This window comes from Nitrincola lacisaponensis (assembly GCF_000691225.1).
GTDB classification, from domain to species: domain Bacteria; phylum Pseudomonadota; class Gammaproteobacteria; order Pseudomonadales; family Balneatricaceae; genus Nitrincola; species Nitrincola lacisaponensis.
This window is the reverse complement of the sequence record NZ_JMSZ01000015.1, coordinates 136,713-151,646: the sequence shown is the minus strand read 5'-3', so window position 1 is coordinate 151,646 and position 14,934 is coordinate 136,713. Positions and strand designations below refer to the sequence as shown.

Genomic DNA, 14,934 nt, shown 5'->3' with positions numbered 1-14,934 from the left:
TCATACTGTCGTCAAAATACTCCAGAGCTGTTGATTCAAACAAAGCCGTTTATTAGCAAAAACCCCTTAACCGCTTTTATTGCCTTTTGTAATTAGATTAGAATGGAGCGTTTTTCATGCCCGTCTGTTACGTTAAATTGCAGGAGCTTACTGCCACATGAGTCTTTTCTGGATCCCCTTGTTACCGGCACTCGGGGTGCTCGCTCCCATGTTTTCCGAGCGGTTTGGGCGAACCAATTGTGCCTTTGCAACAGCCGCAGCGCCCGCACTGGCACTGCTCATTCTGTTATTCAAGGCACCTGCCGTTTTTCGCGGTGACACCCTCATTGTTGCTGTTGACTGGGTGCCTGCACTTGGCATGGCATTGTCTTTCCGCCTCGACGGACTGGCCTTCCTGTTTGCACTGCTGATTCTCGGTATTGGCTTACTGATTATCCTGTATGCGCGTTATTACCTGTCCTCAAAGGATTCAATGGGCAAGTTCTACGCCTATCTGATGCTGTTCATGACCGCCATGCTCGGCATCGTCCTGTCCAATAACCTGATTCAGTTATGGATGTTCTGGGAGCTGACCAGTATCAGTTCGTTCCTGCTGATCAGTTTCTGGCATGGCAAGACAGAAGGTCGTAAAGGTGCGCGTATGGCCCTGACCGTCACCGGAGCCGGTGGACTGGCATTACTGGCAGGCCTGATTCTGCTGGGTAAAATTGTCGGCAGTTATGATCTTCAGGTGGTGCTGCAACAGGGTGATCTGATCCGTGAGCATGCCCTCTACCCTGTAGTGCTTGGCCTGGTTTTACTGGGTGCTTTTACCAAATCAGCACAATTTCCTTTCCATTTCTGGCTCCCGCATGCCATGGCGGCCCCGACACCCGTCAGCGCTTACCTGCACTCAGCCACCATGGTAAAAGCCGGCATTTTCCTGATGGCCCGTTTCTATCCGGCACTGGCAGGCACCGAGCTCTGGGTTATCGTGGTGACGCTGACGGGTATGGCTACGCTGCTGTTGGGCGCTTATACCGCACTGTTCAAACATGATCTGAAAGGTTTGCTGGCCTACTCCACTATCAGCCACCTGGGTCTGATCACACTGTTACTGGGAATGGGAACCGAACTGGCTGCAATTGCTGCAATCTTCCATATTATCAACCATGCCACCTTTAAAGCCTCACTATTCATGGCCGCCGGGATTATTGACCATGAAGCAGGTACCCGGGATATGCGCCGACTGAATGGTCTGTGGAAATACATGCCGCATACTGCCACCCTGGCGATGGTAGCGGCTGCATCCATGGCAGGTGTCCCCTTACTGAATGGTTTCCTGTCCAAAGAGATGTTCTTTGCAGAAACCCTGCTGCAGCATACGCTGGGTTCACTGTCCTGGATGATCCCGGTACTGGCAACGCTGGCGGCGGTCTTCTCGGTGGCCTATTCACTGCGCTTTATTCATGACGTGTTCTTTAATGGCGAACCGGTTGATCTGCCAAAAACACCACATGAGCCACCACGCTATATGAAGGTCCCGGTGGAGATTCTGGTTGCGCTCTGTCTGCTGGTAGGACTGTTCCCCGGCTTTATGGTTGGCGGGCTGCTCTACAGCGCCTCAGTTGCCGTTCTGGGGGGCGATGTCCCGAACTACTCCCTGTCCATCTGGCATGGCTTTAACCTGGCTCTGGTGATGAGTATCGTCGCTATGCTGCTGGGGGTAATCATCTATCATAACCGCCGCAAGCTGTTCAAATTTCAGAGTCAGTTTCCGGAAACCGATGCCAAACTGGTGTTTGAAAGTCTGATTCAGTGTCTGGTACGCAGCAGCGTACGTATCCAGCAGTTTTTCGAAAACGGGTCACTGCAGCGCTATCTGTTCCTGTTATTCCTGCTGGTCGCCGTTTTTGCAGGAAAACCACTGCTACAGCTGGTCGATACGGCAGGTGATCGTGAACCGCTGCCGCTGAACTGGCTGACACTGACGCTGGCCGTCATCCTGATCTTTTCAGCCCTGGCCACAGTGATCTGGCATCGTCAGCGCTACATTTCCCTGCTGACACTTTCCGTGGTTGGACTGGTTGTATCGGTAAGCTTTTCCTACTTCTCCGCACCAGACCTGGCACTCACGCAGCTGTCCGTTGAGGTTGTCACGATTATTCTGCTGATGCTGGCACTTTTTTTCCTGCCGCAACAGACCCCGAAGGAGTCCAGCCCCGGACGGGTGGCGCGTGACCTGGGTATCGCTGCACTGATTGGTGGCATTTTTGCCACCCTGAACTATGCCATCATGACGCGTTCAGGCTTGAGTATCTCTGACTTTTTCCTGGAGAACAGCAAGCCTGGCGGTGGCGGCACCAATGCCGTCAACGTCATTCTGGTCGATTTCCGTGGTTTTGATACCTTCGGTGAAATCCTGGTGCTGGGAATTGCCGCACTGGGCATCTTCAAACTGATTAATCGCATGAAAGTCTCCATGCCATCAGGTGATATAAAGGGCCGCAACTGGACCAAAGACAGCCACCCGATGATTTTGCGTACAGTATCTCAGTCACTGCTGCCTCTGGCGTTGCTGGTATCAGCCTATATCTTCCTGCGTGGCCATAACATGCCCGGTGGAGGCTTTATTGCCGGATTGATTACCGCTGTGGCTATCATTTTGCAATACATCGCGCATGGTGTGGATTGGGTCAAACCCAGACTGAAGGTCAACTATCAGTGGTCAATTGCCATCGGCGTGCTCATTGCTGCCCTGACCGGTATGGGCAGCTGGCTGTTTGACAAGCCATTCCTGACCAGCTGGTTTGATTATTTCCACTTGCCCTGGATTGGAGAATTTGAATTGGCCAGTGCCATTGCATTTGACCTGGGTGTTTACATTACTGTTGTTGCAGCAACACTGCTGATTCTGGCAAACCTGGGTAAACTCACCACCTCACACCGTCCCAAAATGGAGGAGAACCGTTAATGGAAGCGCTGTTTGCACTCTGTGTCGGTGTGTTAACCACCTGTGGAGTTTTTTTGATTCTGCGTGGCAGAACCTTCCCGGTTGTCGTTGGATTAACACTGCTGGGCTATGCCGTTAACTTGTTTCTTTTCTCCAGTGGCCGCCTGTCGATCAATTCTGCCGCGATCATTGGCAGCACTGATCAATACGGTGACCCTCTACCGCAAGCCCTGGTCCTGACGGCGATTGTCATAGGATTTGCCATGACGGCCTTTGTTGTCATTCTGGCGATGCGCGGACGTGGCGATCTGGGCAATGACCATGTGGATGGACGCATTCCCGATCACTCTTCCTTGTCTGACAAGGAGCGGAACTGATGTCACATCTGGTTATTCTGCCATTTTTACTGCCGATACTGGGTGGACTGCTGCTGTTGCTGCCACCGATTCAGAACGCCTTGATTCGTCAGCGCATCTTTGCCATTTTCACCAGTCTGCTGCTGATTCTGGTATCCGCCACGCTGCTGCATACCAGTTATACGCAGGGCACACAGTTGTACCTGTTGGGTAACTGGCAGCCTCCCTTTGGCATTGTGCTGGTTGCCGATCCTCTTGCGGCTTTGCTGATGCTGCTGACATCTGTACTCGGACTGGCTGCGATCCTGTTTGCCTGCGCAGGTGATGATGAAACCGGGATGTATTATCACACCCTGATTTTACTGCTGATGGCAGGTGTGAATGGTGCGTTTTTAACCGGCGACCTGTTTAACCTGTTTGTCTGCTTTGAAATCCTGCTGATTGCCTCGTATGCCTTGCTGGTGCACGGCGGCGGCAAGCAGAAAACCCAGGCCAGCCTGCACTATGTGATTCTGAACCTGGTCGGTTCAAGCATTTTCCTGATTGCACTGGGTATTCTCTATGGCATGCTGGGTACGCTGAATATCGCAGATATGGCGATTAAGCTGCAACACCTCAGCCATGATGATCAATTGCTGGTCAAGGTTGCCGGGCTGCTGTTACTGGTAGTATTCGGTCTGAAATCAGCCATGCTGCCACTGCACTTCTGGCTGCCCCGCACCTATGCAGCGGCCAGCGCCCCCGTCGCTGCCATGTTTGCGATTATGACCAAGGTGGGTATCTACAGCATTTTCCGGGTACATACCGTGATCTTTGGTGAGCAGGCTGGCGAGCTGGCTCATATCGCCCAATTCTGGCTCTGGCCAATTGCGATTCTGACACTCTTTGCCGGAGCTGTTGGTACACTGGCCAGCTCCAACCTGCGTTTACTGACGGCAAACATGATTCTGATTTCAGTGGGCACCCTGTTAGTCGGTGCTGCACTGGGAAGTGAACAGTCGGCAGGTGCTGCGTTCTATTACCTGCTGCACACAACTCTGGTATCTGCCGCCATGTTTCTGATCGCCGACATGATCAGCCGTCAGCGTGGCAAGGCTGAAGATCGCTTTGTTCAGGCACGACAGATGAAACAACGTGATCTGCTGGCAGGTCTCTACTTTGTCGCTGCCATTGCCATGGTTGGCATGCCACCGCTTTCCGGCTTTATCGGCAAAGCCCTGCTGTTGCAAGCCGCTGATTCAGGCGCCAGCATGGCCTGGTCCTGGAGCGCTATCCTGCTGGCAGGACTGGCTGCGATTATTGCCTTGTCACGTGCAGGTACAACACTGTTCTGGCGGGTCACCAGCCTGAATGAAGAGGGTGAGCAGGTGCCAGTAGCCAAGTTGCTGGCTGTATCCCTGTTGCTGATCTGCTCGCCGCTTCTGGTGATTTTTGCAGGCCCGGTCACTGCAGTAACCAGCACAGCCGCGGCTGTGTTACACGACCCGGCCCTGTCCGTGGACGCTTTGCTACCCGCACTGAACCTTTCTGCAGGAGGCTACTAAGATGCTTGCCAAGCCCCGCTTTCGCTGGCTCCCCATGCCTTACCACAGCATTTTGCTGCTGGTCACCTGGCTACTGCTGAATAACACCCTGGCACCCGGACACCTGGTGCTGGGAACAATTCTCGCACTGGGTATTCCGCTACTGACATCAGGTCTGAGCCACCCTCAGCCGGCTCTGCATAAGCCGGTCAAGACAGCCCGCTATGCACTGATGGTACTCGGTGATATTGTCACTGCCAATGTGGAAGTCGCCAGACAGGTGATGGGGCCTCTGGATCAATTACATCCAGCGCTGATCGCCATGCCGCTGGATATCGAAGGTGACCTGCCTATCACACTGCTGGCCAGCACCGTTTCACTGACACCGGGTACTGTCAGCTCTGAAGTTTCACAGTGCCGCAAGTTTCTCTATATCCATGCGTTATCGATGACCGATGAAGCGGAACTCATCGCCACCATTAAAGAGCGCTATGAAAAACCCTTGATGGAGATTTTCTCATGCTAAGTCTGACAGTTATTTTGGTCAGCATTATGGTGGTTATTGCCCTGATTCTGAATTTATGGCGACTGTTTGCCGGACCTGATCTGGCAGATCGACTGCTGGCCCTGGATACCATGTACATCAACAGTATTGCCCTGATCATTCTGTTGGGCATCTGGCTTGGTTCTACACTGTATTTTGAAGCCGCGCTGTTGATCGCCATGCTTGGCTTTGTCAGCACGGCAGCCCTGTGTAAATACCTGCTACGTGGCGACATCATTGAATAAGGCCTGACTATGAATTTTATACTCGAACTGGTTGTTTCTGTTTTTTTACTGGTCGGCGGGATCTTTATTCTGGTGGGGTCCATCGGGCTAATGCGCCTGCCCGACTTTTTCATGCGGCTGCATGCTCCAACCAAGGCAACGACACTGGGAATGGGGGGGCTGTTAATCGCTTCCATGATTCTGTTTACACTGCGTGAGCCTGGCCATATTAGTGTGCATGAGCTGCTGATCACACTGTTCCTGTTTATCACAGCACCTGTGAGTGCACATATGATGGCCAAAACTGCTTTGCATCAGAAACTCAAGATGATTTCACGCACGCGTGGACAAGCACTGGTGGAACCCGCATCACAGCAGATGGCACCTTCTGGTGAGACAGTCGAATCTGGTAAATCATGAAAAGTCTGAGTGGTAACGCTCTGCCAGGGGTTGAAACCCCGGCAGGCTAATCAGTCAGCAGCTGAGTCGAGCAGGCAGTCCAGAATAGGCTGATTGGCCGCAGGGAAAGCATACTCACGCAACCGGTCACGTGTTACCCAGGCCAATGGCTGGCCTTCACACCCTTGCGGCTCGCCTTGAAAGGCTGTCACGCTGTAAACATCCAGTAACACCGAACGGTCCGGGTAGTCATGCTGCAATTGCAGCAGCGGCTGCGCTTCAATTGCACTAATACCCAACTCCTCTTGCAGCTCGCGAGCAAGCGCCGCCAGGACACTCTCTCCGGCTTCTACCTTACCACCGGGAAATTCCCAGAGACCGCCCTGATGCTTATGCTCAGGACGTCTGGCAAGCAGAATAGCCCCTTCAGGGCTGTAGATCACCGCCGCGGCGACATGCAGTCGAGGCGTCTGATCAGGAACGGTATTCAGCATTGATTTTCACATAGTCGTGGGACAGATCAGTTGTCCAGATACTTTCCTGTACCTGACCACGATTGAGCGAGACACGAATCAGAATATTTTCCTGGTTCATGACGGCCTGACCCTGTGCTTCTGTGTAGCTCTCTGCACGACCACCGTTACGGACAATAGCCACATCATCCAGCCAGATATTGACTTCATCAACATCCAGATCCTGCACACCGGCACGACCTACACAGGCCAGAATACGTCCCCAGTTAGGATCGCTGGCAAACAGTGCTGTTTTGACCAGCGGTGAATGGGCAATGGTATAGGCGACTTTCAACGCTTCATCAACATTGGCAGCACGTTCGACACGAACTTCTACAAATTTGGTAGCCCCTTCGCCATCTTTCACAATAGCCTGTGCCAGCTCCAGCATCACTTCACGCAATCCAGCCACAAACTTGTCCATCAGAGCAGGTTCGAGATCGCTGACCTCCACACCACTTTGACCTGTCGCCACCAGCAGACAGGCATCATTGGTAGAGGTATCACCATCCACGGTGATGCGATTGAAAGACTGTTCATTCACCTGGCTCAGCAGACGCTGCAGTAAATTCGCATCCACCACCGCATCAGTAGCCACATAGCCCAGCATGGTCGCCATGTTCGGCATAATCATGCCCGAGCCTTTGGAAATACCTGTCAGGGTAATCTGTTTACCCTGATGCTCAATCACAACACTGTGCCCTTTGGGACGCGTATCGGTCGTCATAATGCCATGCGCCGCTTCCAACCAGTGATTTTCATCCAGATTGTCGAGCGCAGCATCCAGAGCGGCAACAATTTTTGCGACCGGTAAAGGCTCACCAATCACACCAGTGGAGAAAGGCAAGACGGATTCAGTATCCACACGGGTTTTTTCAGCCAAGGCAGCACAGCAATCAGCCGCCGCGGTTAAACCCGCTGCACCCGTACCGGCATTCGCATTACCGGTATTCACCAGCAAATAGCGTGGCAGTGCGCCACTGGCCAGGTGTTTTTTAGCGAGGACAACAGGTGCTGCACAAAACTGGTTACGGGTAAATACGGCAGCGAGCGTCGCATCCACCGGTACTTCCATCACCACAACATCTCGACGGCCAGGCTTTTTTATACCCGCTGATGCGATGCCCAAACGAAACCCTTTAACCGGAAGCAGTTCCAGTTTTTTTTCAACACCTACCGCCATGACTGTGTCCCCTATCGGTACGCTTAAATTTTACCGTGGCATTGTTTATATTTTTTACCTGAACCGCAAGGACAGGGTTCGTTACGCCCGACCTTAGGTACATCACGTACAAACGGTTCCTGTTTTTCACCCTCTGCACCCGCTGCTTCTGAATCGTTGGGCTGCATTGCACTGGCCTGTGAGTGTTCAAAATTCATTTTCTGGCGTTCAGCAGCTTCACGGCGCTGACGTTCAATCGCCTCTACATCTTCTGGTTCACGTACTTTCACATGGCTGATAATACGTACGACATCCTTCTTGATATTTTCCAGCAGGTTCTGGAACAACTGGAAGGATTCACGCTTATACTCCTGCTTGGGGTTTTTCTGCGCATAACCACGCAGATGAATACCCTGACGCAGCAAATCCATGGTCTGCAGATGCTCTTTCCAGAGGGTATCCAGTACCTGCAACATCACCTGCTTTTCAAACAAACGCATGGTTTCAGCACCCACCAGCGCCTCTTTCTCGCCATAGCGCTCGATAATCTGCTCCTGAATACGACGGCGCAGAGGTTCTTCATGCAGCAGGTTGTCTTCATCCAGCCACTGCTGAACAGGCAGTTCAATGGCAAACTCGGTCTGCAGTGCCTTTTCCAGGCCTTCGATATCCCAGGTTTCAGCCAGACTTTCCGGTGCAATGAATTCGCTGATGGTATTTTCAATCACCTCCTCACGAATCGCATTGATCGTTTCAGAGATATCATTGGTAGCCATCAACTCATTACGCTGTTCATAGATTACCCGGCGCTGATCATTGGCAACGTCATCGTATTCCAGCAGGTTTTTACGAATATCAAAGTTACGACCTTCCACTTTACGCTGTGCTTTCTCGATCGCATTGCTGACCATTTTATGTTCAATGGCTTCACCCTTGTCCATCCCAAGCGCCTGCATAAACTGACGAATGCGATCCGAGGCAAAGATACGCATCAAATCATCTTCCATCGACAGGAAAAAGCGTGATGAACCAGGATCTCCCTGACGACCGGCACGCCCACGAAGCTGGTTATCTATACGGCGTGATTCATGACGTTCTGTACCGATGATGTGCAAACCACCTGCTTCAACCACCTGGTTATGACGCTGCTGCCAGTCTGCCTTGACTGCTTCAATCTGCTCAGGAGTCGGCTCTTCCAGTGCAGCCAGTTCAGCTTCCAGCTTGCCACCCAGCATAATATCCGTACCACGACCAGCCATATTGGTCGCGATGGTAATGGCACCCGGACGCCCGGCATCTGCAATGATGCTTGCTTCACGGCCATGGTTTTTGGCGTTCAATACATTGTGGGCAATCTTTTCTTTCGCCAGCATCTTCGACAGAACTTCAGAGGAGCCAACGGATGCTGTACCGACCAGCACGGGCTGCCCTTTTTCCTGGCAGTGGCGTATTTCTTTAACGATCGCATTAAACTTCTCTTCAATCGTGAGATACACCAGATCGTTATAATCAAGACGCTGCACTGAACGGTTGGTCGGAATCACCACGACATCCAGGCCGTAGATCTGCCGCAGCTCGAACGCCTCTGTATCTGCAGTACCGGTCATACCGGCCAGCTTTTGATACAAACGGAAGTAATTCTGGAAGGTGGTGGATGCCAGCGTCTGGCTTTCCATCTGGATTTTCACCCCCTCCTTGGCTTCAACCGCCTGGTGCAGACCTTCAGACCAGCGACGACCAGGCATGATACGGCCTGTGTGTTCATCGACAATCACCACCTGCTGATTCTGAACGATGTAGTCCTTGTCCTTTTCAAACAGGTAATGCGCGCGCAAACCGGCCAGAACATGGTGGAGCAAATTCAGGTTACCTGATGCATAAAGACTGTCGTCTTCCTGCAGCAAGCCATCTTCACGCAGTAACTCTTCAACCAGTTGATGGCCCGCTTCGGTCAACTCAACAGTACGGTTTTTTTCATCCACGACGAAGTGTTCTTCAATGATCTGAGTGTCATCTTTGACATCAATTTCACCAAAGAACTGGGTCAGTTTCGGAATCAGTTTATTGATCCGCGCATACATGGCAGAACTGTCTTCCGCAGGACCGGAAATGATCAGAGGTGTACGCGCCTCATCGATCAGGATTGAGTCAACCTCATCGACAATAGCAAAGTTAAAGCCACGCTGAACCTTGTCTTCCACGCTGAAAGCCATATTGTCGCGCAGATAGTCAAAGCCGAATTCGTTGTTGGTACCGTAGGTGATATCACAGCTGTAGGCATCACGCTTACTGGTATTATCCTGTCCGGAAACGATCACACCGACAGTCAGCCCCAGAGCTTCATACAAAGGACGCATCCACTCGGCATCACGACTGGCCAGATAGTCGTTTACGGTCACGACATGCACGCCCTTGCCGCTGATGGCATTCAGGTAGGCAGGCAGGGTGGCCACCAGGGTTTTACCCTCACCGGTTTTCATCTCGGCCACTTTGCCATCATGCAGGGTGATACCACCGATCATCTGCACATCGAAATGACGTAGCCCCATGACACGGCGTGAAACTTCACGAACCGTAGCAAAGGCTTCCGGCAAGAGTTGCGTCAGCGTTTCACCAGCAGCATGACGTTCGCGGTAGGACGCTGTGAGTGCTTTCAACTCCTCATCACTGCGCTGTTCCATCTGCGCTTCCAGCGCATTGATATCTTTGACGATGCGACCCATACGTTTGAGTTCACGATCGTTTTTACTTCCGAAGACCTTTTTCAACAGTGATGTGAGCATAATTCAACTTTTACCGTCTATTGGATGTTATTCGCTCTGCGCTCAACGCGGAAACAGTGCACTATTCTACAGTGATTCCTATAGATAGTTGAGTTCCGGGTGCCCGAGTTCAAGTCCTGTGCACAGATAAAAATGCAAAAAGCCGGACTCAGTGCCGGCTTTTGCGGATATTTGCCTGATTCGGATGGCCGTTGGCCTGATCCGGTTCACTCAGACAGCAGCTGCCGGACGCAAGTAGGTAATCGGGGAAGCCTGTTCAACCGCCTCAAAAGTGACGATTTCATAGGCATCTTCCGTTTCCAGCAACTTTCTTAACAGCAAGTTATTCAGATAATGTCCGGATTTGTAACCAAAGTACTCACCAATCAGGCTCTTGCCCAGCAAATACAGGTCACCGACAGCATCAAGAATCTTGTGTTTTACAAACTCATTTTCGTAACGCAAGCCTTCTTCGTTCAACACCCGGTAGTCATCTACCACGATGGCATTATCAAAGCTGCCACCCAGTGCCAGATTCTGAGAACGCAAGAACTCGATGTCACGCATAAAGCCAAACGTACGCGCCCGACTCACTTCACGCACAAATGATGTGCTGGAGAAGTCCAGGCTGGATTCAAGATGACGATCCGTAAAGGCAGGGTGATCAAACTCGATACGGAAACCGACTTTGTAGCCTTCATAGGGTTTGAAGCTGGCGGTTTTGCCGTCTACTTCAACCTTCACCTCTTTCAGAATCCTGACAAACTGCTTTGGCGCGTCCTGCTCCTGAATGCCAGCAGACTGGATCAGGAACACAAAGGGCGCGGCACTGCCATCCATGATCGGCACTTCTTCAGCTGTGAGGTCGACATACAGGTTGTCGATCCCCATACCCGCCAAAGCTGACATCAGATGCTCAACTGTAGCGACCCGGACACCGTCAACGGACAGATTGGTCGAAAGCACCGTGTCAACCACATGCATGGCAAAACCAGGTATTTCAGCAACCGGATCCAGATCCACACGTCTGAAGCAAATACCGGTGTCTACAGGTGCAGGCCGCAACGTCAGGTAAACTTTCTTACCGCTGTGCAGGCCTATGCCGGTCGCACGGATACTGGTTTTCAGAGTACGTTGTTTGATCATTTCCGCTCACTGCTTATCATCAAAATCAAACGAGAATGATAACAGACTCTACTGGTTTCAGGCAATCTGCCACCCTGATACCTCAATCCGCCTGACGACGCAGAAAGGTCGGAATATCCAGTTCACCATAGTCCTTGCGGCGGCCATCCTGGGTCTCTGGCTTATCCAGCAGTGCTTCCTGCTTCTGACGGCGCAGCACAGAGGGCAGTTCAATCTCTTCCTGTCGCACGTCCGCTTTGGGGGCTTCAGAGGCCACCAGCTTGAACTCTTTTTCTTTAGGACGATCAAGCCCGGTTGCCACGACTGTTACACGCAGCTCACCATCCAGTTCAGGATCAATCACTGTGCCGACGACAACGGTCGCATCATCTGCCGCACAGTTTTCCACGATTTCACCGATTTCACTGTACTCGCCCAGGCTCAGATCTAGGCCTGCAGTGATATTCACCAGAATTCCCCGCGCACCGCGCAGGTCGATATCTTCCAGCAACGGACTCTTGATAGCCGCATGGGCTGCTTCCTGGGCACGCTTGTCACCCTTGGCAACACCTGTCCCCATCATCGCCATGCCCATTTCAGACATCACTGTCTTCACGTCAGCAAAGTCAACGTTGATCATACCGGTGCAGGTGATCAGGTCAGAAATACCCTTCACTGCGCCCTTGAGTACATCATTCACCGTATTGAATGCATTGATCAGACTGCAGTTTTTACCCAGCACATCGATCAGTTTCTCATTCGGAATAATGATCAGAGAGTCCACGCTGTCACGCAGTTCACGTATTCCCTCTTCCGCCACGGTCATACGCTTGCGCCCTTCAAATTTGAACGGACGCGTCACAACGGCAACTGTCAGAATCCCCATTTCCTTGGCAATCTGGGCAACAACAGGCGCCGCACCGGTACCTGTACCACCACCCATTCCGGCGGTGATAAATACCATGTCAGCACCACGCAGGCTTTCCGCAATACGCTCCCGATCTTCCAGGGCGGCCTTGCGCCCGACATCCGGATTAGCACCCGCTCCCAGTCCTTTAGTCATACTGCCGCCAATATGCAAAGAGGCACGGGTCGACATACGCTCCAGCGCCTGAGCATCGGTATTGGCGCAGATAAACTCAACACCCTCCAGATCCTCTGACACCATATGCTGCACGGCATTACCACCACCGCCACCGACACCGATCACTTTAATCACGGCTTCCTGAGGTACATTATCGATCAATTCAAACATTTTTTATCCTCCCCTGGCAGGCCTGCCTTTACCTTCCGGCACTGCCCTGCTAAACAATTCATTCAGAAATGACGCTTGAACCAGTCCTTGACCCGGCTCACCAGGTCTCCGACCTGGGGCCGTTGCAGACGCTTCTCACGCATCTCCGGCACTATCTCTTTTGCGGTTGGTTTCTGCTCTGCTTTCGCGTAGTGCAATAATCCGATCCCGGTCGCATAGATCGGGTTTTTCAGCAACGACTCCATACCTCGGACGCCCTGTGGAAGGGCCAATCTGACTGGCATATGAAAAATCTCTTCTGCCAGTTCAACGGCACCTTCCATTTTTGATGTACCCCCTGTCAGCACGATGCCAGCGGCGATCAGGTCTTCAAAACCCGAACGGCGCAGTTCAGCCTGCACCAGGGTAAACAACTCTTCATAACGGGGTTCGACCACTTCAGCCAATGACTGACGTGACAAGTCACGCGCAGGACGATCCCCAACGCTTGGCACCTTGATGGTTTCATCAGGCCGTGCCAACTGTGCCAATGCACAAGCGTACTTAATCTTGATTTTCTCAGCATGCTGAGTCGGTGTGCGTAATGCCATGGCGATATCATTGGTGACCTGATCGCCAGCAATTGGAATCACTGCTGTATGACGAATGGATCCACCAGTAAACACGGCAATATCCGTGGTACCCCCGCCAATATCGACGATACAGACACCCAGATCCTTTTCATCTTCCGCCAGTACCGCATAGCTGGATGCCAACTGTTCCAGTACGATGGCATCAACATCCAGACCACAGCGACGAATACACTTGTCGATATTCTGAATCGCATTCGTGGCACCCGTCACCAGGTGGACCTTGGCTTCCAGGCGTACACCCGACATGCCCAAGGGCTCTTTGATCCCCTCCTGCGTATCTATCAGGTATTCCTGCGGCAGTATGTGCAAAATGCGCTGATCCGCAGGAATAGCAACCGCTCTAGCGGCATCGATGACCCGCTCCAGATCATATTCGGAAACCTCCCGGTCTCGGACAGCCACAATACCGTGAGAGTTCAGGCTGCTGATGTGGTTTCCTGCAATTCCGACGGTTACGGAATGAATTTTACAACCAGCCATTAACTCGGCTTCTTCAACAGCACGCTGAATGGCATTCACGGTTGACTCAATGTTGACCACCACACCCCGCTTCATTCCATGTGAAGGCTGAGAACCCACACCGACGATTTCAATACTCCCGTCGGCACAGACCTCACCCACCAGACACACCACTTTGGATGTACCTATATCCAGTGCAACAATCATATTGTGATCTGACGCTGCGCGTTTATCCTGCATCATCCTGCCTCTCTTCAGTGCGCCAACGAACGGCAACACCATTGGTATATCGAATATCAACCTGCTCTATCTGTGCGGCAACCTGACTGAGCTCTGCCTCGTAGATACTCAGGAAACGCCTGAGTCTGGGCATCAATTGCTCCCGGCCCACGACGACCTGAATGCCGTTATCCAGCTCCAGATTCCAGGCTCCGCGACTTTCCAGAGTCAATCCGGTCAGGCGCAAACCCGCACGGGCAAACAACACGCTCAAGTCATGGTACTGCGCAATAATGGCTCGCGTTTCATGTGCAGGCCCGTTGAGTTTGGGCAGATAATCATATCCGGCACTCAAATCCGGCCAAAAAATATCGCCCTGATGGTTCAACAAGCCCCGATCCCCCCAGCGTGCGACAGGTACCTGCTCAGCAACGGCCACATGCACAGCCGCGGGCCATTGACGACGCACTTCAGCCATATGAATCCAGGGATTTGCCAGAGCTTCATCGCGTAAATGACGCACATCCAGCGACAACAAGGGAGCCCGTATTTCCTGTGCCAGTTGTGTAGCCAATGCCTGACCATCCAGATGGCGAATCTGGCCACTGATACTGACCTCACTGACCGGCTGATCCAGCCAGGCCAAAGCTTTGTCTGCCAGTAGCAGCATCACCGCCACAAATACACCCAGCAGGCTTAACCAGATTGCCGCCCGCTGAGCAACACGCGTTTCCGTTACCGCAGCCGGTTGCCGCTGAACGGCCACAGCACCCCGTACCGGAGCAGCCGGTGCAGTGTCCTGTTTTAGCCAAGGCAGCGACAAGTTCATC

Annotated in this window: 13 protein-coding genes; 6 read left to right on the top strand and 7 right to left on the bottom strand. The window is 52.4% G+C overall.

Annotated elements, in window-relative coordinates:
* The first annotated feature begins 157 nt into the window (after window positions 1-157).
* From ADINL_RS03025 to ADINL_RS03000, 6 genes are read left to right on the top strand one after another with little or no spacing between them, the layout of a single operon-like run.
* Window positions 158-2,953, top strand: coding sequence for a monovalent cation/H+ antiporter subunit A (locus ADINL_RS03025; RefSeq protein WP_036543818.1), 2,796 nt, complete (start codon window positions 158-160; stop codon window positions 2,951-2,953).
* Entirely contained in the window at window positions 2,953-3,309 is a 357-nt protein-coding gene (locus ADINL_RS03020; protein WP_036543810.1) for a Na+/H+ antiporter subunit C, read from the top strand. Before ADINL_RS03025 ends, ADINL_RS03020 begins: the two co-directional genes overlap by 1 nt.
* Entirely contained in the window at window positions 3,309-4,832 is a 1,524-nt protein-coding gene (locus ADINL_RS03015) for a monovalent cation/H+ antiporter subunit D (protein WP_036543808.1), read from the top strand. The genes ADINL_RS03020 and ADINL_RS03015 overlap by 1 nt, the downstream gene beginning before the upstream one ends.
* Before the next feature lies 1 nt (window position 4,833).
* On the top strand, window positions 4,834-5,337 hold the full coding sequence (locus tag ADINL_RS03010) for a Na+/H+ antiporter subunit E (protein ID WP_036543806.1): 504 nt from the start codon (window positions 4,834-4,836) through the stop codon (window positions 5,335-5,337).
* Window positions 5,331-5,600, top strand: coding sequence for a K+/H+ antiporter subunit F (locus tag ADINL_RS03005; protein WP_036543804.1), 270 nt, complete (start codon window positions 5,331-5,333; stop codon window positions 5,598-5,600). Before ADINL_RS03010 ends, ADINL_RS03005 begins: the two co-directional genes overlap by 7 nt.
* 9 nt (window positions 5,601-5,609) lie before the next feature.
* On the top strand, window positions 5,610-5,999 hold the full coding sequence (locus ADINL_RS03000; RefSeq protein WP_036543803.1) for a Na+/H+ antiporter subunit G: 390 nt from the start codon (window positions 5,610-5,612) through the stop codon (window positions 5,997-5,999).
* A gap of 50 nt (window positions 6,000-6,049) precedes the next feature.
* Here the strand turns inward: ADINL_RS03000 and mutT are convergent, their stop codons facing one another.
* The 7 genes from mutT to ADINL_RS02965 form a co-directional block, all read right to left on the bottom strand.
* The gene (gene mutT / locus ADINL_RS02995) at window positions 6,050-6,472 is read right to left on the bottom strand and encodes an 8-oxo-dGTP diphosphatase MutT (RefSeq protein WP_084154367.1); all 423 of its coding nucleotides are present in this window, start codon (window positions 6,470-6,472) and stop codon (window positions 6,050-6,052) included.
* Window positions 6,453-7,673, bottom strand: a complete 1,221-nt coding sequence (gene argJ / locus ADINL_RS02990; RefSeq protein WP_036543802.1) for a bifunctional glutamate N-acetyltransferase/amino-acid acetyltransferase ArgJ — start codon at window positions 7,671-7,673, stop codon at window positions 6,453-6,455. The genes mutT and argJ overlap by 20 nt, the downstream gene beginning before the upstream one ends.
* A 23-nt stretch (window positions 7,674-7,696) precedes the next feature.
* On the bottom strand, window positions 7,697-10,435 hold the full coding sequence (gene secA / locus ADINL_RS02985; RefSeq protein ID WP_036543801.1) for a preprotein translocase subunit SecA: 2,739 nt from the start codon (window positions 10,433-10,435) through the stop codon (window positions 7,697-7,699).
* A 210-nt stretch (window positions 10,436-10,645) separates the two neighbouring features.
* Window positions 10,646-11,560, bottom strand: a complete 915-nt coding sequence (gene lpxC / locus ADINL_RS02980; RefSeq protein WP_036543800.1) for a UDP-3-O-acyl-N-acetylglucosamine deacetylase — start codon at window positions 11,558-11,560, stop codon at window positions 10,646-10,648.
* Between the two features lie 82 nt (window positions 11,561-11,642).
* Window positions 11,643-12,794 carry a cell division protein FtsZ gene (gene ftsZ / locus ADINL_RS02975; protein ID WP_036543797.1) on the bottom strand — a complete coding sequence of 384 codons (1,152 nt, stop codon included), beginning with the start codon at window positions 12,792-12,794 and terminating at the stop codon, window positions 11,643-11,645.
* 62 nt (window positions 12,795-12,856) lie between these two features.
* On the bottom strand, window positions 12,857-14,128 hold the full coding sequence (ftsA, locus tag ADINL_RS02970; RefSeq protein ID WP_239644323.1) for a cell division protein FtsA: 1,272 nt from the start codon (window positions 14,126-14,128) through the stop codon (window positions 12,857-12,859).
* Window positions 14,115-14,933 carry a cell division protein FtsQ/DivIB gene (locus ADINL_RS02965; RefSeq protein WP_084154366.1) on the bottom strand — a complete coding sequence of 273 codons (819 nt, stop codon included), beginning with the start codon at window positions 14,931-14,933 and terminating at the stop codon, window positions 14,115-14,117. Before ADINL_RS02965 ends, ftsA begins: the two co-directional genes overlap by 14 nt.
* Window position 14,934 lies beyond the last annotated feature (1 nt).